At 59.7% G+C, this 22,091-nt stretch carries 22 protein-coding genes; 11 read left to right on the forward strand and 11 right to left on the reverse strand.

Annotation, left to right across the window (positions count from 1 at the left end; genetic code table 11):
• Positions 1-70 precede the first annotated feature (70 nt).
• Entirely contained in the window at positions 71-859 is a 789-nt protein-coding gene (locus tag CCGE525_RS24180) for an L-iditol 2-dehydrogenase (protein WP_120706896.1), read from the forward strand.
• 80 nt (positions 860-939) lie between these two features.
• Positions 940-1,950 carry a zinc-dependent alcohol dehydrogenase family protein gene (locus CCGE525_RS24185; RefSeq protein ID WP_120706897.1) on the forward strand — a complete coding sequence of 337 codons (1,011 nt, stop codon included), beginning with the start codon at positions 940-942 and terminating at the stop codon, positions 1,948-1,950.
• Positions 1,951-1,979: 29 nt separating this feature from the next.
• Here CCGE525_RS24185 and CCGE525_RS24190 read toward each other — a convergent pair whose 3' ends face one another.
• From CCGE525_RS24190 to CCGE525_RS24215, 6 genes are all read right to left on the reverse strand, one after another.
• A complete protein-coding gene (locus tag CCGE525_RS24190; protein ID WP_120706898.1) occupies positions 1,980-2,999 on the reverse strand; it encodes a LacI family DNA-binding transcriptional regulator in 1,020 nt (339 codons plus the stop codon).
• A gap of 247 nt (positions 3,000-3,246) precedes the next feature.
• Positions 3,247-3,561: a hypothetical protein gene (locus CCGE525_RS24195; RefSeq protein ID WP_120706899.1), complete on the reverse strand. Its 315-nt coding sequence runs from the start codon at positions 3,559-3,561 to the stop codon at positions 3,247-3,249.
• Between the two features lie 243 nt (positions 3,562-3,804).
• On the reverse strand, positions 3,805-4,125 hold the full coding sequence (locus tag CCGE525_RS24200; RefSeq protein WP_120706900.1) for a cupredoxin domain-containing protein: 321 nt from the start codon (positions 4,123-4,125) through the stop codon (positions 3,805-3,807).
• Positions 4,126-4,136: 11 nt separating this feature from the next.
• Positions 4,137-4,658, reverse strand: coding sequence for a DUF4142 domain-containing protein (locus tag CCGE525_RS24205; RefSeq protein WP_120706901.1), 522 nt, complete (start codon positions 4,656-4,658; stop codon positions 4,137-4,139).
• Between the two features lie 92 nt (positions 4,659-4,750).
• Positions 4,751-5,455, reverse strand: coding sequence for an RNA polymerase sigma factor (locus CCGE525_RS24210; RefSeq protein WP_120706902.1), 705 nt, complete (start codon positions 5,453-5,455; stop codon positions 4,751-4,753).
• A gap of 82 nt (positions 5,456-5,537) precedes the next feature.
• Entirely contained in the window at positions 5,538-6,221 is a 684-nt protein-coding gene (locus tag CCGE525_RS24215; protein WP_120706903.1) for a 5-formyltetrahydrofolate cyclo-ligase, read from the reverse strand.
• Between the two features lie 115 nt (positions 6,222-6,336).
• On the opposite strand from CCGE525_RS24215, the gene CCGE525_RS24220 reads away from it, so the two are divergent.
• The 7 genes from CCGE525_RS24220 (at position 6,337) to CCGE525_RS24250 (ending at position 14,796) form a co-directional block, all read left to right on the forward strand.
• Positions 6,337-7,263 (forward strand): LysR substrate-binding domain-containing protein, encoded by a 927-nt coding sequence (locus CCGE525_RS24220; RefSeq protein ID WP_120706904.1) that lies wholly within the window; start codon positions 6,337-6,339, stop codon positions 7,261-7,263.
• 135 nt (positions 7,264-7,398) lie between these two features.
• Positions 7,399-8,070 carry a response regulator transcription factor gene (locus CCGE525_RS24225; RefSeq protein ID WP_120706905.1) on the forward strand — a complete coding sequence of 224 codons (672 nt, stop codon included), beginning with the start codon at positions 7,399-7,401 and terminating at the stop codon, positions 8,068-8,070.
• Entirely contained in the window at positions 8,070-9,407 is a 1,338-nt protein-coding gene (locus CCGE525_RS24230) for a sensor histidine kinase (RefSeq protein WP_120706906.1), read from the forward strand. The genes CCGE525_RS24225 and CCGE525_RS24230 overlap by 1 nt, the downstream gene beginning before the upstream one ends.
• Positions 9,408-9,602: 195 nt before the next feature.
• A complete protein-coding gene (locus tag CCGE525_RS24235) occupies positions 9,603-10,490 on the forward strand; it encodes a DUF3313 domain-containing protein (RefSeq protein WP_425375913.1) in 888 nt (295 codons plus the stop codon).
• A 564-nt stretch (positions 10,491-11,054) separates the two neighbouring features.
• On the forward strand, positions 11,055-11,531 hold the full coding sequence (locus tag CCGE525_RS24240) for a (2Fe-2S)-binding protein (RefSeq protein ID WP_120706907.1): 477 nt from the start codon (positions 11,055-11,057) through the stop codon (positions 11,529-11,531).
• Entirely contained in the window at positions 11,528-12,511 is a 984-nt protein-coding gene (locus tag CCGE525_RS24245; RefSeq protein ID WP_120706908.1) for an FAD binding domain-containing protein, read from the forward strand. Before CCGE525_RS24240 ends, CCGE525_RS24245 begins: the two co-directional genes overlap by 4 nt.
• Complete coding sequence (locus CCGE525_RS24250; RefSeq protein WP_120706909.1) at positions 12,508-14,796, forward strand: xanthine dehydrogenase family protein molybdopterin-binding subunit; 2,289 nt, start codon at positions 12,508-12,510, stop codon at positions 14,794-14,796. The genes CCGE525_RS24245 and CCGE525_RS24250 overlap by 4 nt, the downstream gene beginning before the upstream one ends.
• Positions 14,797-14,991: 195 nt before the next feature.
• Here the strand turns inward: CCGE525_RS24250 and CCGE525_RS24255 are convergent, their stop codons facing one another.
• Together CCGE525_RS24255 and CCGE525_RS24260 are read right to left on the reverse strand one after the other, a co-directional pair.
• A complete protein-coding gene (locus CCGE525_RS24255; protein WP_120706910.1) occupies positions 14,992-16,125 on the reverse strand; it encodes a mandelate racemase/muconate lactonizing enzyme family protein in 1,134 nt (377 codons plus the stop codon).
• Positions 16,122-17,438 (reverse strand): MFS transporter, encoded by a 1,317-nt coding sequence (locus CCGE525_RS24260; protein WP_120706911.1) that lies wholly within the window; start codon positions 17,436-17,438, stop codon positions 16,122-16,124. The genes CCGE525_RS24255 and CCGE525_RS24260 overlap by 4 nt, the downstream gene beginning before the upstream one ends.
• 114 nt (positions 17,439-17,552) lie before the next feature.
• On the opposite strand from CCGE525_RS24260, the gene CCGE525_RS24265 reads away from it, so the two are divergent.
• Together CCGE525_RS24265 and CCGE525_RS24270 are read left to right on the forward strand one after the other, a co-directional pair.
• Positions 17,553-18,485: a LysR family transcriptional regulator gene (locus CCGE525_RS24265; RefSeq protein WP_120706912.1), complete on the forward strand. Its 933-nt coding sequence runs from the start codon at positions 17,553-17,555 to the stop codon at positions 18,483-18,485.
• A gap of 121 nt (positions 18,486-18,606) precedes the next feature.
• A complete protein-coding gene (locus CCGE525_RS24270; protein WP_120706913.1) occupies positions 18,607-19,596 on the forward strand; it encodes a potassium channel beta subunit family protein in 990 nt (329 codons plus the stop codon).
• A 164-nt stretch (positions 19,597-19,760) separates the two neighbouring features.
• Here the strand turns inward: CCGE525_RS24270 and CCGE525_RS24275 are convergent, their stop codons facing one another.
• The 3 genes from CCGE525_RS24275 to CCGE525_RS24285 form a co-directional block, all read right to left on the reverse strand.
• Entirely contained in the window at positions 19,761-19,970 is a 210-nt protein-coding gene (locus CCGE525_RS24275; RefSeq protein WP_120706914.1) for a dodecin, read from the reverse strand.
• 169 nt (positions 19,971-20,139) lie between these two features.
• On the reverse strand, positions 20,140-21,138 hold the full coding sequence (locus tag CCGE525_RS24280) for an ABC transporter permease (protein ID WP_120706915.1): 999 nt from the start codon (positions 21,136-21,138) through the stop codon (positions 20,140-20,142).
• Positions 21,139-21,177: 39 nt separating this feature from the next.
• On the reverse strand, positions 21,178-22,026 hold the full coding sequence (locus CCGE525_RS24285) for an ATP-binding cassette domain-containing protein (RefSeq protein WP_245472277.1): 849 nt from the start codon (positions 22,024-22,026) through the stop codon (positions 21,178-21,180).
• Positions 22,027-22,091: the final 65 nt, after the last annotated feature.

The following is a 22,091-nucleotide window of genomic DNA, read 5'->3' on the forward strand; positions in this document are numbered from 1 at the left end:
TCGAGGAAGGACGACATGAAGCCATTCGTAGTAGCGGCCGTGGCGGCACGGTGATCGAGGAGTTGACGTGATGATCTTGGTGCAGACATCTCGACTGTCCGGAAAAGTGGCATTGGTCACCGGAGGCGCGAGCGGTATCGGAAAGGCTGTTTGCGAACGCTTCGCGGCGGAAGGCGCGAAGGTCGTCGTGGCGGATCTGGACGGCACACGATGCGCAGAAGTCGCGGAGGCGATCGGCCCAGACACCTGGGGCGTGGCGCTCGACGTGACCAGCCAGGAAAGCATCGACGCCGCTGTGCGCTTTTCGATAGAGGCCGCTGGTAAGATAGACATACTGGTGAACGCCGCTGGCATTTACGAAGTCCAATCCATCCTGGAGATCTCCCGCGAGCGCACTGCCAGGGTCTTCCAGGTCAATATCGAGGGCGTGATTTTCATGACGCAGGCGGTTGCCCGGCATATGGTGGAGAGAGGCGAGGGTGGACGCATCATCAACTTCTCGTCTCAGGCTGGCCGGCGCGGAGAGGGACCGGCGGTGGCTTACTGCGCCTCCAAAGCGGCCGTCATCAGCATCACCCAAAGCTGTGCTCAGGAACTGATCCGATACGGGATCAACGTGAACGCCATCGCTCCCGGCGTGGTCGATACGCCGATGTGGGACGTCGTCGATGCGAAACTCGGGAGTCGCGAAGGTTTGCAGCCTGGCGAGGTGAAGCGCCGCGTGGCCGCCGCCGTCCCCGCCGGACGATTTGGCACGGCCGAAGAACAGGCTGCTATGGCTGCCTTCCTGGCCGGGCCGGATGCGGCGTACATCGTCGCACAGTGCTACAATGTCGATGGCGGCAACGTCATGAGCTGATCGTTCGAATAGGACCTCCCAGGCGGATGCCAGGTAGGTTCGTTATTTGTAATGTGAGGCCATCTGCTAGGAGGAGAGGAATGAAGGCTGTCCGTTTGGAGTCGATCGGGTCGATGACGATGCGCAGCGTCGAGAAGCCGGTTGCCCGGCAAGGCGAATTGCTTATCCGCGTCCTGGCCGCTGGCATCTGCGGCTCGGATCGCCACATGTACAAGGGCGAATATCCGACGGCGATTCCGGTCACGATGGGCCATGAATTCTGCGGCATCGTAGAAGAGGTGGGCGATGAGGTCGCGGGCTTTGCCGGCGGCGAACTCGTAACGGTGGACCCCAATATCGCCTGCGGCCGCTGTCATGCCTGCACGCGCGGGCGTGTGAACTTGTGCGAGAGCTTGACCGCCATCGGCGTAACACGAGATGGCGGCTTTGCCGAATATGCAACGGTGCCGTACCGTCAGGCATTCACGCTGCCTGCCGATCTCAATCCCGCGCATGGCGCTTTTTGCGAGCCGCTTGCCTGCTGTCTTCATGCCATCGACAAGGCAGAGGTCCGTCCGGGCGACAGCGTCGCCATCCTTGGAGGAGGCGTGATCGGTCTGCTCATGGTGCAATTGGCCCGTATGGCTGGGGCAAGCCAGGTGATTTTGATCACGCGGCAGCTCTCAAGACGGCAGACCGCGCTGCAGGTCGGAGCGACGCATGCCTTCGACCCGGCAGCTTCGGACGCGGTTGCCGCTGTTCGAGACGTCACCCATGGTGGCGCGGATGTCGTCATCGAATGCGCCGGTGTTCCCGACACCCTTCAAGGCGGCCTGAAGATGGCGCGGCGCGGTGGCATCTTTGTGCTTTTCGGAGTGACGCCCGCGGGTATCGAGGTGCCCGTTCTGCCTTTCGACCTGCTCGTCAGTGAAGTCGATATAAGGCCGGCCTATCTCAACCCGTTCACCCATTCGCGGGCTGCCGCATTGGTCGCGAGCAGAGCGCTGGAGTTGGATATGCTTGTGACCAAGAGCGTCGGTCTCGAAGAGGTCGCCGAGGTGGTGGGCAGCGCGCCATTGCCAGGCGAGATCAAGGTCATCGTCCGACCCTAGCATCGGGTCACGCCCTGACCCACTCCTCGTTAAGCACGGACGGGGCCGGTGGAATCTCTCTGGATCAGGGTGACCGGCACTTTTGAGATGGCGCCTGCTTTTGGTTCGTTCCCCGTATGGTGTTCCTCGATCAGCGTTTCTAGCCGCCGTGCTGCCAGTTGCCCGACATCGCGGATGGGCTGTGCGACCGTTGTTAGCCGCGGAAAGACGTAGGCTGCCTCGGGCAGATCGTCAAAACCGATCACCGAATAATCCTTCGGAACGGAGAAACCACGATCAAGAACGGCATGGATTGCCGCAATCGCCGAAATATCGGTCGTGCCGATGATCGCCGTAATTTCCGGGTGCGCTGCCAGCAGATCCCGCGCCAGCGGGTATGTTGCCGCGAAGCTGTGTTCTTCGGCCATCGTCACGGCGGCAGGCGTAATCCCGTATGTCGCCATTTCTGCCGAAATACCTCGCAGGCGAAGCTGCACAGGCTGACTGTGGGCCGGCGCGCCGACGATGCCGATCGACCGGTGGCCGAGGTCGATCAGATGTCGCGCCAACAGTCGGCCGCCTTCCTCATGATCGGCCATGACCGCGTCGTGAGCGATGCCGCTGAGCTCGCGATCGATGGCGATGATCGGGATACCTGCGTCCCGCAGTACCTGAAAATGCTCGGTGCTGCCGAAGGCACTTGCCACGATGACGCCATCGACGCGCTGGGCAAGCAGCATGGACATGTAGTGTGCCTCGTGCTCCATGTTTTCGGCTGTGCTGCAGATCAGCGTCTGATAGCCGTGCCGAAACAGTTCCTGCTCGATGGCATGGGCCAGGATACCGAAGAAGGGCACGTCGATCGACGGCAACATGAGCCCGATCATCCGGCTTGGCGCACCGCGCAGCATGCGCGCGCCCTTGCTGGGCGTGTAGTTCAGTGTGCGAATGGCAGCTTCTACCCGGTCCCTGAGCTCGGGAGAAGCGTAACCGCTGTTGTTGAGCACGCGTGAGACCGAAGAGACCGATGTTCCCGCAAGTTTAGCGATATGTCTGATACTGGTCGTCACCTGCGCGTATTTCTTTCTTTAGCGGTCGAACATTTATGAGACGAGCTGCAGAAGTTCACCTCCATTTCGACGCTGACTAAACCACTGGCAGGACGCGGCATCAAGCGCGATACGAGCAACTCGAAGACCTTTCCGCCGGCCATGAGAGGTCAGCATTGATCCGGATAGAAGATCGCCGCCGTTTGTGGCGGCGTGTCACGAAAGCGGCCGAGTTTATGGAGTTGGAGGGTGCCGTCGTCGCAGAGAACTAAAGGGAAAGTACTCTGAAATACAGGTAGACCACGAGGCTGACCGCTGAAAGCGCCACAACAGGCGTCGGGTGGAAAAGGCCTTTGATCATTGCGGCGAGCGCCAGCCCGAGTAGGATGATCGTTCCACCCTGCCAGGGCCCCTTGTCGGCGATGGACAGCGCGAAAGCGGAAAGGCTGATGGCTGCGGCGACCGCCGTCACCGGCGTCTGGTTTTGAAGCAGCTCAATTCGGTTTGTAAATGTAAGCAGAAATCTGTTCCAGCTCAGTCCGAGGGAAAAGCTCAAAAGCAAGGAGGGGAAAATATACAACATCGAATGTCATCTCTTCAGGTATCCGAGATACGGACGCAATCCATGTGCCAACGTCCGGAAGCGATAGTCCGTGAGGGCAAGCCGAGGCGAAGAAATGAAACAATGCCGGTTTGACGGGCGGTCTGCCGTTTTGTTCGGCAATCAGCATTCGATAGTCTCAAATGCGAAAGCAGCCTGCGATAGCGCTTTCTGATGCGGAACCGGCGGACCGCGGTGATCCGCCGGAGAAATATTCGGAGATGACTACTCGGCCACTTCCAACCGGCCGCGCATGTTCGGATGAAAACGGCAGTAATAGTCCACCGCACCCGCCTTACTTACCGCCGTCGAAGCCGACTGATGCGGCTGAATGACGACATCGAATCTCCCGTCGGCGGTAGCCGTATGCGCCATGATGTCCTTATTGACCCACCTTATCGTGTCGCCAGCGGTCGCGTTGATCACCGCAGGCTTGAACTCGAGTTTTTCGATGGTGACTTCGATCGTGGCAGCCTCGGTGGGAAGGACGGACAGCAATAGCCCGAGGCCGACCAACCCCAGCCGGCCCTCACATGCAATTCGCATGGTTCGCTTCCCTATTTCAGCATCGCCGCAACATGCTCGGCGTGCTGTTCGTGGCCTTGAAACAGCTTGAGGCCTGTCTGCAGCAAATCCTTCAGCTGGGCATTCTGGGCTGAAGGGATCAGCGTGCCCTCGAGTGCGCTATTGACTTGCTTATGGTAGGCGACTTCATTCTCCACATAAGCCTTGTCGAAGGCAGCACCTTTGAGTTTTGCCAGTTTGGCGCGCTCTTCCGCTGCAGCCTTGGTCAATTGGCGGCTTGTGTCATTGTCTTCGGGGGTGACCTTCAGCTTCTTCACAAGGTCGAGAGCCTCTTTGTTGACGGCCTCGTGGTCGCGCACCATATCGTTCGCGAAGGCCGTGACATCCTTGTTCTTGGAGATGCTGAGGGCCTGTTTTGCCGCTTCGATATCGATCACACCGGCCGTATAGGCGATGTGAGCGATCTGCGGATCGGTCGGCGCGGCGCCGGCGGCGAAAGCGGCGGGGCTGAGAAGGCAGATTGCGGCAACGGCCGCGCTCAATCGGACGAACATTCTAGAGCTCCTCTTTCCGGCGACGATTTGCGCGCCGGTCTGTTTTGGTGACGCTCATTGGATGCCGCTCGAGGCAGAACGTTCCGAAAAAATTAGTCCTCGATGCCAAGCCGTTTCATCACTTTTGTCGTCAGCCGCTCGCAGCGCCATCCGGCAAAGGGAAATGCATTGAGGAGCATCGGGCCGATGCGGTCGTCGATGTGCTTTCGCAGCAGCTCCCTGGCGCGATGAAGCCTGGATCTTACTGTCGCGTGCTTGATGCCCAAGAGCTCCGCCGTTTCTTCGACGCTCATGCCTTCGATAACTCTGGCAATGAAAACCAGGCGGAAATCATCCGGCAATTCGTCGGTCGCCTCTTCCACAAGCCGCAATATCTGCCTTTGTGCCATGGTCTTTTCCGGATCGTCTGTGGCTATGCCGTTTGGAAATGGGACGACGTCAGCGCTTGCCGTATGGGTTGGCAAGGCAACTTCCAGGCGGCGCGAGGCCTTGCGAAGTCGGCCGAGCGCCTCGTTCATGACGATCCGGTGCAACCACGTGGACAACGATGAATCGGCCCGAAAACTGCCAAGATGCTCAAAAGCATGCATATAAGCTTCCTGAACAATGTCCTCGGCGACGCTGTCGTCGCGCACTATGGCGCGCGCAATCCGGAAAAGACGCTGATTATAGCGGCGCATGATCGTTCGAAAGGCCTCCGGATCTCTGCCGGTGGCGCGCTTGATCAGAACCGCGTCACTCGTGCGATCATCCGGAAGGGGCTGCCCGGCCACGATTACAAGATTTGTTGCCTTCATTTTAATCTCCAATCAGCGATTGGATGTCATGCCTTGGAAAATGTTCCCAAGATTCTCAGGGTTTTGAGGTTTGCGCGGGAGTTCATCGATATCGCACCCCTGCGTCTGTCACGATCACATCCATCGGAATGTCGTGGGCAAGGGGGTGAATGGTCTTGATCTTTTGCGATTCGAAGCCAACGCCGATCGCTAGCGGTTTGCGGTCGAGATGAGCGAGAGTCCTGTCGAAATACCCTCCGCCGTAGCCAAGCCGGAAGCAATTGGTATCGAAGCCGACGAGCGGCGCTATAACGACATCGGGGATAGCCTCGTTGCCGTCTGCCGGTACAGGAATATTCCAGATGCCGCGTTCCAGCCGCTCTCCCATTTTCCATGATCGGAAGATCAGGGGCGTGCGTTTGGCGACGACGACGGGCAACAGGCATATGGCGCCACGGCTAGTCGCAGCAGCCATCCATCCACGAAGATCGGGCTCTCCCAGAAACGGCCAGTACATGCTGATATGCCTGCCCGCGACGTCGGCAATCACGTGATCGAGATAGGTCGCAATCAAGCGGGTAAATTCCTCACGCTGCGCCGACAGCAGGGACTTCCGCTCATCGATCAATCTTTCACGCTCTGTCTTCCTCCATGCCGGAACGTCTGAGGGGGCAGCCTCGCCGGCGGAATTGCCGTTGTAGGCTGGTTCGATCTCATGCATCAGGCAGGCTGGCGATGCGAATTCGAGGGGGCCATCGTCCCTATCTCGCTCATCCGACATGGTCATCTGCATTCCTCAAATCGCGCTATGCGGTCCGCCATCCGAACTTGCTTGAGCTGAAAAAATCGTTTTTGTATAGAGAATTATAGGTGAACTTAGTTCTGGAATCGAGATTTTTCCGGTGGACCTTTCGTCGATCGAGATATTCCTCGCGGTTGCCAGCGACCGCAGCGTTACAAAGGCCGCCAAGGCGGTCGGACGCGTGCCGTCGAATGTGACGACGCGCATCCAGCAGCTCGAGGAAGACCTTGGTGTTTCCCTTTTCAGCCGCGACGGCAAGAAGATGACATTGACGCGGGAGGGCGAGACGTTTCTTGCCTATGCCAACCGACTGACGGCGCTTGCGCTTGAAGCGCGCCAGGCCGTTCGGCCTGTTGCGCCATCGGGAACATTGCGTGTTGGCACGATGGAAAGTACCGCGGCGAGCCGGCTGCCGGCGGCGTTGTCGCAGTTCAACCAGATGTGGCCGGATGTTTCTCTGTCTCTGACGCTAGGAGCCTCCCGCGACCTCAGTCGGAGTGTTTTGGCCGGTGCCCTGGATTGTGCGCTGATTGCCCGTCCGCCCAAGGCGATGCTGGACGAAGAGCCGGATTTTGACGCCGAACTCAAGATGCTCGAGATGGAGCCCGTCTTTGTCGAGGACCTGCTGATCGTGCTGCCGTCCGGCCATCCATCAATCAAGTCCGCTGCCGACCTTCGTGTTGGTTCGCTTGCCGTGTTGGAGCCTGGCTGCATCTATCGCAGGATTGCCGAAAGCTGGGCGCAAAAATCAAGCGCCCTGCAGACGACCGAGCTGGGCTCCTACCACGCGATCTTGGCGAGCGTTGCGACCGGCAACGCGGCCGGGGTGATGCCGAGATCGGTCCTTGATCTTATGCATTGGCCGACAAGGGTCCAGACCTACCAACTCGGCCCCGTCGATACGCTTCTTGTCTACCGCAAGAACGATTGTCCAAGCGTTTTCAACGCATTCCACGAGGTCCTCATCGCCATGAAGGGCAGAGATACTCGGCTCACGACAAACTGGCCAGCGCCGGCCTTTACCTAAGGGAGGACATGAAGCGGTCACAACGTCGTTCAACAAAGGCCACGCGGCTTTTGACCTTCTTTGTTTATCGTCGATGGCCGCAATGCTGCTGCAATGTTGGCAGTGGAGACAAAGGAGCGGAAAAGCGGAAAGACGATGAGACTGCTACTGATAGAGGACGAGAAGGAACTGGCGGATGCGCTGTCAGTGGCGCTGAAAAAGCACGGCATCGTCACCGACCACACAATGCATCTCGCCGACGCGGTCGAATTGACGCTCCAGAATGTTTATGACGCGATCCTTCTGGACCGCCGCCTGCCCGACGGTGAGGGATTGACCTTTATTCCACGGTTGAGGCGGACGGGAACCGACACGCCGATAATCGTTCTGACAGCACGCAATGAACCGCTGGAGCGTGTCGAGGGACTGGATATCGGTGCGGACGATTATCTCGGCAAGCCGTTTCTTGTGGAAGAACTGATGGCTCGCCTGCGGGCTGTGCTGCGACGACCGCCAAGTCTGGCGGAACTTCAAATCAGCGTGGGTCGAATGGTGATCGATCCGTTGCATTTGAACGTGACCGTAGAATCCATGCCGTTCGACGTGCCGAGACGCGAACTTCTCGTTCTTGCTGCGCTGGCCAAGCGGAAGGACAGAACCGTCCTTCGATCGGCTCTCGAGGCGGCGGTTTACAATTACGAAGAGGAAATCCAGTCGAACGCTCTCGATGCGCATATATCCAGATTACGCAAGCGACTATCGGATGCGGGCGCCGGCGTCGCGATCCACAACATCCGGGGCGTCGGATATCTCCTGAAGGAGGAATGATGCGCGAGGCGAAAAGCTTGAACCCATCACTTTGGTGGAAACTGAGCTGGCAGCTCAGTCTTGTCATCGTGGCCGTCGTTGGCGTGGTGATCGTCGGCCTCTGCGTTTACGGGGCGACAATCCTTTCGCCGAACGAGTGGATGGAGGACAAGCTGATCGCTGCAGTCGAAGAAGCTGTTACGCAGGATTCGGGAGGTAAGCTTGTTATCGCCGATAGACCGCGTCTCCGATCATTGGAGGCAGAGAACGAAGGGCTCTGGTTTCTTGTTGCCACGCTTGACGGGAAGACAGCTTCTTATGGTGCAGTTCCCGCGCCTTATGCAGACCTGGCCAAGTATGTCCACCTGATCAAAGGTGCCGACATACAAGGCTCTCCAGGCACGAGCGAGATCGCGTCCATCGACGTGGCCGAGACAGCCTTCGGTGAGGCCAGAGTGATGTATGGCGGAAACCCCAGCAGAAGTTCGACGTTTTTGGTGATGCTTGCCAAGACCTATCCCATTTATGTTCCGCTGCTGATCATCGCTCTGCCGGCCGTCTTTCTCGCTGTCCGCCGCATCGTCGGGCGCGCTTTGGCCGGTGTGAGCGACGTTGCCCGCAAAGCATCGGAAATCGAACCGCGCCGACATGGAGTACGCCTCCCTGCAGACGGCATTCCCAAGGAAGTCGCTCCCTTGGTGGTCGCCTTCAACGGAACGCTTGAGCGGCTTGAGAATGAATTTCGAAAACGCCAGCGCTTCCTGATCGATGCGGCGCATGAGCTCAGAACGCCAATCGCCATCATGCAGACGCGGATCGACGGGATGCCCGAGGGCCTGGAACGTAAGCGACTGTTGGACAGCGTGGCGCGTTTGGCTGATACGGCCGAACAGCTTCTCGATTTCGAGCGCAACGACCAGGCGACGGATCTCAACGAAACGGTCGATCTCGTTGAAATCGCACGAATGGTCGTCGCCGATCTTGCGCCCGTGGCGATTGCGGCCGGATACCAGATTTCCTTTCAGAGCGAGGTGGAAAGTCTCGAGCGCAAAGGCAGTCCTTCGGCCTTACCGAGGGCAATCAGCAATCTGGTTCGCAATGCCATCGACCACGGCGGCAATACCGGAATGATCACGGTCTCGGTCTCAGTCGGCGGGCAGATCAATGTGGCCGACGAAGGACCCGGTATACCGGCCGAACACCAAGAGCTGGTTTTTGAACCATTCTATCGCGCGACCCCCAAAAGCAAGGGCGCAGGTCTCGGTCTGAGCCTGGTGAAGCAAGTCGCCGCAAATCACGGCGGAGAGGTCAGCATCAAAAGCGGCCCGACCGGGACACGGGTGGCGATTCAGCTCTGACGGAGCCTGGCCCCGCCAATCTGGGCGGCAGGTTGCGCCTTGCGCAACGCTGTCCCCGAGACGTCCTCGATCTACCTGTGACCGGTCGACCTACCGAACATCCTCTGAAATGATCTGCAAATATCCTGTAATGCTGCAGCAATTCTTCGCTTTCAATGTCCACCTCCGAAACACCCGTGACGGAGGCCCGAAAGCGTGCGCAGCAATCCATCGATTAAATCATTTTTCCGACTTCCCGGCCTCGCGCCAACCTTTTCCCTAAGACCTCTTTATCTTGCTTTACCCCTGACCCTGTCGGTGGCCGGGTGTTCCTCAGTGCCTTTGAAAGAGGGCGGAACGCTCACCTCCTACAACAATCTCGGCGCGCCCAAGGGAAAGTTGTCCAAGTCGCGTATTTACGTCGATGGACAGCGTCTTGCGGCGGTCAAGACGATCAGAATCGTGCCGACCGCATTTACATTCAGCGCCGCCTCCCGCGTCAAATCTGAAGCCGACCGCTCGTTGGTGTCAAACGCACTGGACCGCGCACTCTGCGTCGCGCTTAGCGACAAGTATCAAATGGTCTCAGCCGGCCAGCCGGCGGATATGACGATTCGGTCCGTCGTCACCGATATCGTTCCGACGAACAAGACGATGGCAGGGGTCGCAACCGCCGTATCGGTGGGTTCCGGTTTTGTCTTGCCCGTCAGTGTGCCGCGCCTGCCCGCCGGTCTCGGCGGACTTGCCGTCGAGGCGGAGGCGGTCGATAGCGGCGGCGCCCAACGCGCCGCGATGGTGTGGGCTCGCGGGGCAAATTCGATCCAGAACAATCCCCGCGTTTCCGAGGTCGGGGATGCATACAGTCTCGCTTCGACCTTTGGAAATGACTTTTCCCGGATGCTGATTGCAGGCAAGGAGCCGAAGGGATTGGACCTCTCTCTTCCTTCGAAACAGCGGATGCAATCCTGGCTCGGCGGAAAACCCAAATACGCAGCGTGTGAGGAGTTTGGCCGGGCGCCTGGATTGGCAGGCGCGGTGGCCGCGAAGTACGGTGCGCCTCCGCAATGGACAGAGAAGAAACCTAAAACGCTCACGACACAGTGACGTGTTCTACACGAGAGCACGCATAGCGTGTCCGGGCCCGCTGCGCTCTTGTTTGTGCAGGAACGGAATCGGCCCCTTCAGCGATCAGCCCGGTTCCGCCGGCTGATGGACGGACGGAGCAGTCGCGGTCCCCGAGGCGTGCTCCGTTCGTCGACCCTGACCTTGGATTGGTCACCAATCGGCTCCAGCGATATCCGTACTGTAGAAGCTCACACCGCTTACGACTCGTCCCCCCCAAAAAAAGCAGCATACAGACCTTACGCGGTTGCGCCGCGCGGACACGTAACCCGGTCCGGACGACCGGTGCTGCCTTCGCCCCGGCAGAGGCCAAACGCTGCTCCAAAGAAAAGAGACTTGACGAAGTTCTATAAGTGGCTAGTTTAAACGGAGGCGCCTCCGCTTATGCGGGTGCCTTTCACTTCTTAGTCCCGACGCTTCCAGGATGTCATGCCGAAATCTCATCGGCGCGTCCCTTGGAGAAAATAGTTAGTCTTCGGTCGCCCATCGACCAGTCCCTTGTAGAAGCCGAAATTTTCATTCTCGTGACGAAGGCAGGAGCTTTTCATGACACGAACCATCCATCTCTCGCTCGATATAAACGGGAGGCGCCACGAACTCGATGTCGAGCCGCGCGTCACCCTGCTCGACGCGCTGCGCGAGCATCTCGCGATGACCGGCACAAAAAAAGGCTGCGATCAGGGCCAGTGCGGCGCCTGCACCTGTCATGTCGACGGCAAGCGCGTGCTCTCCTGTCTGACGCTTGCTGCTCAAGTCGAAGGCCGACAGGTCAGCACCATCGAGGGGCTGGCGGGTGAAAACGGCGATCTGCATCCGGTCCAGGCGGCTTTTATCGAAAACGACGCCTTCCAATGCGGTTACTGCACGCCGGGTCAAATCATGTCGGCGGTCGCCTGCATTCGTGAAGGCCATGCGGGTTCCGATGAAGAAATCCGCGAATACATGTCCGGCAACCTCTGTCGCTGCGGGGCCTATAACAGCATCGTCGCAGCGGTGCGCGAAGCAGTGGAGACGGCCCGATGAAAGATTTTTCCTATCTCCGCGTCGCCTCGGCTGATGAGGCCCGTAGTGCTGCGCTTCAGGCTGGTGCCATGTTGCTTGCCGGCGGCACGACGCTCCTCGATCTTGCCAAATGCGGTGTCGTCGAACCCGACGCTGTCATCGATATCACCCATCTAGCCGGATTCGACGCAATTGCCGTCGATGCCGAGGGGGCCAAGATCGGCGCGCTTGCCCGGATGGGCGAGGTGGCCGACCACAACGATATCCGCGCGGCCTTCCCGGCGGTTTCGGAATCCCTGTCGCTTGCCGCGTCCGCGCAGCTTCGCAACATGGCCACGATCGGAGGCAATCTCCTGCAGCGAACCCGCTGTTCCTATTTCCGCGATCCCGGCGCCTTTGTCGCCTGCAACAAGCGCAATCCGGGCTCCGGCTGTTCGGCGATTGGCGGGGTGACCCGCAATCATGCCGTCCTCGGCACGAGCGATGCCTGTATTGCCTCCTATCCCGGCGACCTTGCCGTCGCTCTGACGGCTTTCGATGCGCTGGTCGATCTCGGCGGCCGGAAGGTAGCGATCGACGATTTCTTTCTGACGCCCGGCAGCGCGCCGGACAAGGAGACGATCCTCGAACGCGGTGAGATCATCACCGGCATCGTCATCCCGACCTCTGTCGCCGCAAGAAACTCGACCTATCTCAAGGTCCGCGACCGCCAGTCCTACGAATTCGCGGCCGCCAGCGCGGCGGTCGGTCTCGAGTTCGAGCCGGACGGCAGGACGGTGCGCGACATCCGTATCGCCCTCGGTGGAATTGCCACCAAGCCCTGGCGGGCACGCGCCGTCGAACAGGCGCTCATTGGCAAGGTTCTCGATGCCGCAGCGGTCGACAAGGCGAGTCTCCTCGCCATGGACGGAGCCGTCTCGAATGGCGGCAATCACTACAAGATCGAACTCGCGCCACGCGTCGTTAACCGCGCCATCCTAAAAGTTGGAGGTCTGGCATGACCATTATGGAACCCCGCAAACACGGCGACGCCTCCGACGGAATGATCGGCGGCCGCCAGTCCCGCTTCGAAGGCGGCATGAAGGTCACGGGTTCGGCGACCTATGCCCTGGAATATCCCGTCGAACGGCTCGCCCACGCCGTACTGGTGCAGAGCACCATCCCGGCCGGCCGGGTCGTCAAGGTCGATACGGCAATGGCGCTTGCAGCACCTGGCGTACTGACGGTGCTGACACCGGAAGACGATCTCGGCCTCATGACCGCTGTCGACTGGTACGGCAATCGACCCGAAAACCAGCCCTACTTTCCGCTGCCGCGCGAGGTTCGGTTCAACGGCCAGGCGATCGTGGCCGTCGTCGCCGAAAGCCGCGAACAGGCCGCTGAAGCTGCCAAGCTGGTCAGCGTCACCTATGAAGAGACGCCGGCGATCGCGAGCATGGATGACCCGAATGCCGGCGCAGGCAAGGTGATGGACAACCTCACCGCCGGTTGGGGCGATGCCGAAGCGGCGCTTGCCGCGGCACCCATCAAGGTCGAAGGCGAATATCGCACGCCGCGTGAATATCACGTCGCGATGGAGCCGCACGGGTTGACCGTAAAATGGGACGGCGATCAATTGACGGTTTGGGAGCCGAGCCAGTGGTCGCATGGCATGGCGCGCACCTATTCCGAATGGTTCGGTATTCCCTACGAAAATGTCCAGTTGATCTCGCCCTTCATCGGCGGCGGTTTCGGCTCGAAGGGTGGGGCTCTCGCCTATGGTGCGGTGGCTGCCTTCGCGGCAAGAAAACTTGGGCGACCGGTGAAGCTCGCCGTCACAAGAGCGCAGAACTTCACTAGCTATGGCGGCCGTGCCGCGACGCGCCAGACGATCAAGCTCGGGGCCACGGAAGACGGCATCCTGCAGGCGATCGTGCATCGCGGCGTCAGCGAGACCTCCACCTATGCGGACTGGCCGGAGCAGACCGGGGCCGCCACGCCGATCCTTTACAAAGTGGAGAATTTCTCGTCGCAGCATCGGGTCGTGCCGGTCAACACCGTCACGCCCGGTGCGCTCCGCGGCCCGGGCAAAAACCCGAGTTCTTTCGGCATCGAAAGCGCGATTGAGGAACTGGCCTACAAGATCGGGATGGACCCGCTTGAAATCCGGCTGAAGAACTATGCCGATCATGACTACCAATCGGGAAAGCCCTGGTCGACCCGCCGGCTGCGCGAGGCCCTGATCGAGGGCGCCGAAGCCTTCGGCTGGTCGCGGCGCAGCCACGCGCCGCGTTCCATGCGAGACGGCCGCCAGCTCATCGGCTGGGGCGTAGGCTGCGGTACGTTCCCGGTCATCCAGGCGCCGAGCGAAGCCCTCATCCGCATCCTCGCAAATGGCAGGGTCGAAGTCGTCAGCGGCGCGATCGACATGGGGCAGGGAACCTATACCATTCTCGCCCAGACTGCGGCCGACATATTCGGAGTTTCGATCGATCAGGTGGATGTCCGTCTCGGGGATTCACGCCTGCCGGGTTCGGCGATCGCCGGTGGCTCGATGCTGGCGGGTTCCATTATGGGCGCCGTGCACAAGGCGGCAACGGCTGCACGCGACGAGCTCATCGGGCTTGCGCTCAACGACGCCAACTCGCCGTTCCGGGACACAGGGGCGAATACGCTGAACTTCAGCGACGGCCGTGTCTCTGCCCCGCGCGGCGAAGGGCCCTCGCTTACGCTGGCGGAGTTGATGGCCAGGCTCAAGCGCGCGGAGATCGAAATCCGGCGCAATACGTTGCCGGAAGGGGCAAGCGCACAGGATCATCATCAGGCCTGGACGACCTTGTCGAAGGTTATGGGTCCGACCATGGGCGACTATTCCATGCACAGCTGGTGCGCCCATTTTGCCGAGGTGCGGGTCGATGAAGATTTCGGCACGGTGCGGGTGTCCCGCATGGTCTCCGCCTTCGATTGCGGCCGGCTCTATAATCCGCGGCTGGTCGAAAGCCAGTGGCGCGGCGGCATCATCATGGGCATCGGCCAGGCGCTGCTGGAAGAGGGCCTGGTCGACATGCGCAACGGCCGGACGGTCAACAACAATATGGGCGACTACCTCGTGCCGACGAACTCGGACATACCGGATATCCAAGTGATCTCGGTCGGCGTGCCGGACTACAATGCCTCGGCATTGGGCGGCAAGGGCGTCGGCGAGGTCGGCATCGTCGGCGTCGCGCCGGCGATTGCCAACGCGGTATTCCATGCGACCGGCAAACGCATCCGCGATCTGCCTATCACGTTGGATAAGCTCATATAGCGGCCTGGCCGAGGATGATGGGCCGGTGCTTGAGTTCGATCATCCTTGGCTATTGTCGCCTCTCAGATATTCAAATCGGTGCGCCCAACGGCGCTCCGATTTGGCAGCGATGGATCACGTCGCAAGCGTCAGCGCGATCGCCAAGGCGGCTTTAGCTAAGCGGCGATCTGTCGGGGGACAGATAGGTCCAGGGCTTCATTCCGAAATGATTTTGCGGGAGACGACATATGGCTCGAGCACGGAGGCATCGAGCTCTATTCCGAGCCCCGGCCCTTCGGGAAGCGAAACGGTGCCATCGGCATTGACCTTCGGCCTTCCGGCCAATTCCAGCAGCGGGTTCGGCCCGACATCGTATTCCAGATAGGGAAACGGCTGCTGCCCGCCGGCCCGGTGGCGAGGCAACGTCGAGAGCAGATGGAGCGCTGCATGGAAATTGACGGTGCTTCCCCAGACATGCGGTATGACGGGGCGATTATGCATTTGGGCCAAAGCGACCACCTGGCCGACACCCGTGAGGCCGCCGCAAATCGCGATATCCGGCTGAAGAATGTCCATGCAGCCATCCGCCAAAAACGGCAGGAAACCCGCAGGATTCATGATCGCTTCGCCGCCGGCGATGGCTGTCTCGATTTGGCGTGCTGCCAGCCGGTAGCCCTGCAAGTCGGTCGGGGTCACCGGTTCCTCGACCCAGAGAAGCCGGGCTTCTTCCATCAAGGCGGCTGTGGAGATCGAACGCGGCGCTGTGCATGACTGATTGAAATCAATCATGAGATCGGCCTCGTTGCCGATCTGCCGACGCGCGGCAAATGCTGCGGCCACATCGTCTGTTGGGTTGAAGCCGCTTCGCAGCTTCAATGCGCGGAAACCTTCGCTGAGATAACCGTCGATCTCCCGTTCGAAATCCCGGTACGGGTGGCCGCCGGGCTTGAAGAACGGACCACTCGCATAGGCAAGAACCTTGTCGCGACGGGCGCCGCCGAGAAGGCTGGAGAGCGGTATCCCATAGGCGCGCGCCGTCAGATCGTGCAGCGCCATGTCTACCGCGGAAATTGCAGTCATGATGCCGTCGCCTTCGTTGGCTTCGCGCATCGCCTGCCACAGCGCTCGAATATGCGTCGGGTCCTGTCCGATCAAATGGTGGGCGAGCTGCCCTTCGATCATGGCTGCGGCAGTCGCGGGAGCAACCCAAGCCTCGCCCCATCCGGAACGCCCGCCAGCCACGATCTCCACCAGAAGCGTTTGCCGATTGGGGAAGAAAATGAGAGCATTTCCAATCGGCTCCTCCAAGGGAGCCGAGAGATGGTAGAGGCGGATTTCCGATATTTTCATGATTGCGTCCTTGCCGAGAGGGCAGCTGAAGCCTTAGGGCGCATCAGGTCCCTCATGCTGTAGCCAAGAATGAAGATCGCGGCGGCCGTGACGGCCATGGCCGCCGCCAGAAAGAGCAGCGCGCCCTGGAAGCCGCCGGTCGCGTCACGAACCCATCCGATAATCGTCGGCCCAAAGAAGCCGCCCGTGCTGCCAACCGAATTGATCAGCGCAATGCCGGCGGCAGCCGCGGTGCCAGTCAGAAGTGTCGAGGGGAAAATCCAGATCGTGGGCGAAGCGCCGCCGATGCCGGCCGCTCCGATCGTCAGGCCAATGACACCCACGAACGGGTTGCCGGCGAAGGCGGCGATCACAAAGCCGATCGCGCTGGCGATGAAAGGCCCGGCCGTATGCCAGACGCGTTCGCCCGTCTTGTCCGAATGACGGCCAACCGTGATCATAGCGACGGCCATGAAGACGAAGGGGATCGCCGCCACAAGGCTGGTCTGAAGGGTGGAAAGGCCGAACTGCTTGATGAACTGCGGCATCCAGATGGCGATGCCCGTGGTGCCGATGACCAAGCCGACGGCGATCAGGCACATCAGCAAAACACGTGGATCGACCAGGGCGCGTCCGACCGAGAAGTGCTCGACCTTCTCCTGGGCTTCACGTTCGCTGTCCAGGCGTTTCGTCAGCCAGCTACGCTCCTCTTCGTTGAGAAAGGATGCGGAGGCGGGTCTGTCGGGAAGAGCAAAGAAGACGACAAGCCCCATGATGATCGCGGGCAGGCCTTCGATCAGGAACATCCATTGCCAGCCCTGAAGGCCTGCCACTCCGTTCAGGTTTTCCAGAATGAGGCCGGATATCGGAGCTCCAAGCACCGAGGCCAGCGGCACCGCGACATTGAACGACGAGAACATCGAACCCCGATAGGCACGCGGAAACCACAATGTCATGTAGAAGATCATGCCTGGGAAAAAGCCGGCTTCGGCAGCGCCCAGCAATATACGCACGACATAGAAGCTGGCAGGATTCCAGACGAAGGCTGTCAAGGCCGAGAGAATGCCCCAGGTAATGAGGATTCGAGCAATCCAGAGGCGCGCGCCGACACGGGCCAGCATAAGGTTGCTCGGCAGCTCGCACAAAACGTAGCCCAGAAAGAAGATGCCCGCCCCGAAACCGAAGGCGGAGGCCGAAAAGCCGAGGTCGCCGTTCATCGTCAAAGCGGCAAAGCCGATGTTCACGCGATCGAGAAACGCGGCCAAATAGCAAAGCATAAGGATCGGCAGGATCCGCCTTGCGGCCTTGCTGATGATATCTGATCTATCCGTCATAATTATCTCCTCCCGCAGGCCCACAGTGGCCCGCATCCCTGCCGCTCCTTTAACCAACATTGACATTTTCAATCAAATGAGTTTTTTAAAGATAGCAATATAGGAAATATTAATGTGCGGATAACGCTTGCTCAGATCGAAGCTTTCTACTGGACGGTTCAGCTCGGTTCGGCGCAGAAGGCTGCGTATCATCTCAATCTTGCGCAGCCGAGCATTTCCCTGCGTTTGAAGGATCTCGGCGAGGCCCTGGGTGTTGAGTTGCTGGAGCGGTCAAGTCGCGGTCTCATCATGACGGCCGAAGGGCGCATGCTGTTGCCCCGCGTCAAATCGATAATGGCGGAAATACAGAGCATCCAGCAGCGGGATTCCGCTCTTGCCGTTGTCGGGGCCATCCGGGTCGGGCTCGCAGAAGGTTTCGCAGTCAATTGCCTGGCGCCGCTGCTTGCTGGCCTGTTGGAGGATTATCCTTCCCTGGAGCCCGAATGGGTCGTTGCCACGAGCACGACACTGGAAGCCTCGCTTCTGGATGACAAGATCGACGTCGCCGTTCTGCTCAATCCGCTCGGTCACGAAAAACTCGCGCTCAAGCCGCTCGGCCCCCAGCCGACACATTGGGTGGCGCCGGCTTCCTGGGACATGGGGAGTGCCGTCGAACCCAAGGATCTCTGGGACAAGCCCATCATTTCGAATCCGCCGCCGTCGGCCATGTACCGGCAGGTCACGCACTGGTTTGCACTAGCGGGCATCCAGCCGCAAAAGATCAGTGTCTGCACCAGCGTGGCAGTCATCCCGGAGCTCGTGGCAGCGGGCCTGGGGGCCGGGATCCTGCCGACCGCGATGGCTCTTCGTTATGTTGCCGAAGGCACGATCCAGATGCTGCCTTCCAGCCCAAAAATCGAAAACGGCCGGCTGTTCCTGGGCTCGCGCGCCGGTGTGGCCGACCAGAAGATCATGGCGGTCGAACGGACGACGAGCCGCGTGCTGAAAAAAATGCGCTATCTGGAAATCGACAACAACAACTCGACATTGGACAACCCGATGGCGTAAGCCGCTGTCCATCATGCCGAAGCTGCCGCAATGGTGCTCGATGAAACCGGCAGGAAGTCGGTTGTCTTTGTTGCCGCCATGGGCCTATGGTGCCGCATCTGTTGTCTCAAGGAATTGCGCCATGGAATATCGTCGTCTTGGAAAATCGGGCCTGAAGGTCAGCGAATTCTCGTTCGGATCATGGGTTACCTTCGGCAGGCAAGTCGAGGGTAGCGATGCCGTCAGTATGATGGCGTACGCCTATGACAACGGCATCAACTTCTTTGACAATGCCGAGGGTTACGAGAGCGGAAAATCCGAAATCGTCATGGGCGAAGCGCTGAAAACGCTCGGTTGGAGCCGAGACAGCTTCATCGTTTCCAGCAAGGTGTTCTGGGGTGGCCAGAAACCGACGCAAAGAGGCCTGTCGCGCAAGCATGTTACCGACGCTGCTCATGCTGCACTGAAGCGCCTGCAGGTGGATTATCTCGACCTTTATTTTTGCCACCGGCCTGACATCGATACTCCGATCGAAGAAACCGTCCGTGCCATGCACGACCTCGTCACCCAGGGCAAAATTCTCTACTGGGGCACGTCGGAATGGTCGGCCCAGCAATTGACCGAAGCCTATGCGGTGGCCCGTGATCTGCGCATCACGCCTCCGACGATGGAACAGCCGCAATACAACATTTTTGAACGCCAGAAGGTCGAGGGTGATTACCTGCCGCTTTACGATCTGATCGGCTTGGGCACGACGATCTGGTCCCCGCTCGCATCGGGCGTTCTGACCGGCAAGTACAACAAGGGCGTGCCCAACGACAGCCGCTTGAACTTACCAGGTTATGAATGGCTGAAGGAGAAATGGTCTAGCGAGGCTGGCCGCGCTCAGCTGGCCAAGGTGGCGCAACTGGCTGATCTCGCAGACGAGGTCGGCATTTCGATCACTCATCTCGCTTTGCTCTGGTGCCTTTCCAACCGCAATGTGTCGACGGTGATCCTCGGTGCATCGCGCATGAGCCAGCTAGAGGACAATCTGGCGGCGCTGGCACACAAAGACAAGCTGACCCCTGAGGTGCTGGCTCGCATCGAGGCCATCGTAGGAAACAAGCCGGCTGCGCCGCAGCGGTTCTGATGGCCGGACCCCATCGCTCGCGCCCGTGTCTTCGCCTCGCCGGCGCAGGCACGGGCGCTTGCCGTTTCTGATTAACTTCGTTGCGTTCGGCTATTCGGATCCGCGGCTTTTAATATCCCCGAAGAACCGTGTCGTGCGTCCGTAGCATCGGCCAGTAATAGGCATCAATCATCGATGCGAAATCCGACCTTCACCACCACCTGATAATGCGCCACCTCGCCATCCTTGATGTGCCCTCTGACCTGCTCCACTTCGAACCATTCGAGGTTCCTCATGGTTTTCGAGGCTCGCGAAATCGCCGTCTCGATCGCCTCGGTCACCGAGGTCTTGGAACTGCCGATAAGTTCCACCTTCTTATAGACATGATCGCTCACGTTATCCTCCTAGGCTGGTTTAGGTTACGTTTGGCTTCGCAGGCTCTCCCGTCCGCATTTCCGTGGTCTGCTCGCAGAACCCCGTTTCTAGGCGCGCAAACGGAATTTCGGGTTTAATTTCACGATCGGCTCGTCTCCCATAGAGGTTGAAGGTTCCGTTGCGGGCTTCCTACTCGCTTTGCCGGAAATTGCGGACTCGATCGAACAGGACGGCAAGCACGATCGCGCCGCCGATGAAGGTGCCTTGCCAGAAGGCATTGATGCCGAGCAGGCCGAGACTGTTGCGGATCACTTCGATCAGTGCAGCGCCGACGAGCGCACCGAAGGCGGTGCCGACGCCACCGGCAAGATTGGCGCCGCCGATGACGGCTGCGGCGATCACCTGCAACTCCATCCCGGCGCCGATATTGGTGGTGACGGCACCGAGCCAACCGGTTTGAACAATGCCGGCGACGCCGGCCGACAAAGCGGAGAGCATATAAACGGCGACCTTGATTGTTCGCACGGGAACGCCGGTGAGCGTCGCGGCATATTCATTACCGCCGATCGCAAAGACGTAGCGGCCAAATCTGGTCCAGCGCAGCACGAAGCCGGTCAGGAGTGCCAGCACGATCATGTAGACCACGGGATTTGAAATGCCGAAGAGCCACGCACCGCCGCCGAGTGCAAGAAGCTTGTCGTGATCCGGTCCGAATTGAAAGACGACCGTGTTGTTGGACGCGACCATCGCCAAGCTGCGGGCAATCGACAGCATTCCGAGCGTGACGACGAACGGTGGAAAGCCGAGATAGGCGATCAGGATGCCATTAAAGGCCCCAATGACAAGCGCCGTGCCGATCGAAGCGACGATGCCGACCCCGATGCCGTAGCCCGCGTGCATGACAACAGCCAGTATCATGCTGCAAAGGCAAAGCACCGAGCCCACCGAAAGATCGATGCCTCCGGTGATGATAACCAGCGTCATGCCGAGCGCGATGATCGCGACGAAGGTGACGTTGCGGGTGATATTGTAGAGGTTGGTCGGCGTCGCGAAGGAACTGGTGGCGAAGGATAGGAAAATGCCGGCGAGGATGACTGCAATCAACACCCAGAATGTCTGGCTGCCGAGTAGCGCTGTCAGCCAATTCCGCTGCTTCTGTGCGATCGTCTGGTCCAGGGTAATTGCCATTGTCATCTTCCTGCTTTCGATGGCGCAGCAGCCTGCTGATCATACCTGTTCGATCGCGCCCGTGATGAGCCCCGTGACTTCTTCGGGTGAACTCGTCGCGATCGGCTTGTCGGCAACTTTCCGCCCCCGCCGCATGACAATCACCCGATCAGCGACGGAAAAGACATCCGGCATGCGGTGGCTGATCAGGATGACGGCGATACCACGGTCCCGCAATTGGCGGATATGGGCGAGCACTTCAGCCACCTGCCGAACGGAAATGGCGGCGGTTGGTTCATCCATGAGGACCAGCTTTGCCTCCGCCAGCATCGTGCGGGCGATCGCCACCGCCTGCCGCTGGCCGCCAGACATCTGCTTGACGAGGTCGCGGGGCCGCGTCTCGGATTTCAGCTCTTTGAAAATTTCGCCGGCGCGCTTGTACATCGCCTTATAGTCGAGGATTCGCAGGGGGCCGAGACCGAGGCGAAGCTCGCGCCCCAGAAAGACGTTTGCGGCAGCCGTCAGATTGTTGCAGAGAGCGAGGTCCTGATGGACGATTTCGATGCCGCGTTGCCGTGCTTCAACCGGCCGATAAAGGGAGAGATCCTCGCCATCGAGGCTCATCGTGCCGTGGCTCGGCCGAAAGTTGCCGGCGATCATCTTGACGAGCGTCGATTTGCCGGCGCCGTTGTCGCCCATCAGCCCGACAACCTCTCCCGCCTCCAACGAAAACGAAACATCATTGACCGCCTGGATGGCGCCAAAATGTTTCGAGATGTTGGCAAGCTCAAGAACTGCCACCAGCTGTCTAGCCTCCCAAAGCCGCAGGCTCGCCCGTTCCGAATATGTTCGTTTGGATTTGAGCTGCGCTTCGCCTGCCGGTTTCCTCCCTGCAAGCGTCAGTAACATTTACTCAGAACCGCGCGAAATCGTCAATCAGATGTCACTAATTTACTGTCTTCCCTACAATTATT

Source organism: Rhizobium jaguaris, assembly GCF_003627755.1.
Taxonomy (GTDB): Bacteria; Pseudomonadota; Alphaproteobacteria; order Rhizobiales; family Rhizobiaceae; genus Rhizobium; species Rhizobium jaguaris.

Excerpts from the sequence above, each read along its gene's own strand:
- CCGE525_RS24180 (WP_120706896.1), top strand. The coding sequence starts at position 71 with ATGATCTTGGTGCAGACATCTCGACTGTCCGGAAAAGTGGCATTGGTC.
- CCGE525_RS24185 (WP_120706897.1), top strand. The coding sequence starts at position 940 with ATGAAGGCTGTCCGTTTGGAGTCGATCGGGTCGATGACGATGCGCAGC.
- CCGE525_RS24195 (WP_120706899.1), bottom strand. The coding sequence starts at position 3,561 with ATGTTGTATATTTTCCCCTCCTTGCTTTTGAGCTTTTCCCTCGGACTG.
- CCGE525_RS24200 (WP_120706900.1), bottom strand. The coding sequence starts at position 4,125 with ATGCGAATTGCATGTGAGGGCCGGCTGGGGTTGGTCGGCCTCGGGCTA.
- CCGE525_RS24205 (WP_120706901.1), bottom strand. The coding sequence starts at position 4,658 with ATGTTCGTCCGATTGAGCGCGGCCGTTGCCGCAATCTGCCTTCTCAGC.
- CCGE525_RS24210 (WP_120706902.1), bottom strand. The coding sequence starts at position 5,455 with ATGAAGGCAACAAATCTTGTAATCGTGGCCGGGCAGCCCCTTCCGGAT.
- CCGE525_RS24215 (WP_120706903.1), bottom strand. The coding sequence starts at position 6,221 with ATGACCATGTCGGATGAGCGAGATAGGGACGATGGCCCCCTCGAATTC.
- CCGE525_RS24225 (WP_120706905.1), top strand. The coding sequence starts at position 7,399 with ATGAGACTGCTACTGATAGAGGACGAGAAGGAACTGGCGGATGCGCTG.
- CCGE525_RS24230 (WP_120706906.1), top strand. The coding sequence starts at position 8,070 with ATGCGCGAGGCGAAAAGCTTGAACCCATCACTTTGGTGGAAACTGAGC.
- CCGE525_RS24240 (WP_120706907.1), top strand. The coding sequence starts at position 11,055 with ATGACACGAACCATCCATCTCTCGCTCGATATAAACGGGAGGCGCCAC.
- CCGE525_RS24245 (WP_120706908.1), top strand. The coding sequence starts at position 11,528 with ATGAAAGATTTTTCCTATCTCCGCGTCGCCTCGGCTGATGAGGCCCGT.
- CCGE525_RS24250 (WP_120706909.1), top strand. The coding sequence starts at position 12,508 with ATGACCATTATGGAACCCCGCAAACACGGCGACGCCTCCGACGGAATG.
- CCGE525_RS24255 (WP_120706910.1), bottom strand. The coding sequence starts at position 16,125 with ATGAAAATATCGGAAATCCGCCTCTACCATCTCTCGGCTCCCTTGGAG.
- CCGE525_RS24260 (WP_120706911.1), bottom strand. The coding sequence starts at position 17,438 with ATGACGGATAGATCAGATATCATCAGCAAGGCCGCAAGGCGGATCCTG.
- CCGE525_RS24270 (WP_120706913.1), top strand. The coding sequence starts at position 18,607 with ATGGAATATCGTCGTCTTGGAAAATCGGGCCTGAAGGTCAGCGAATTC.
- CCGE525_RS24280 (WP_120706915.1), bottom strand. The coding sequence starts at position 21,138 with ATGGCAATTACCCTGGACCAGACGATCGCACAGAAGCAGCGGAATTGG.
- CCGE525_RS24285 (WP_245472277.1), bottom strand. The coding sequence starts at position 22,026 with ATGTTACTGACGCTTGCAGGGAGGAAACCGGCAGGCGAAGCGCAGCTC.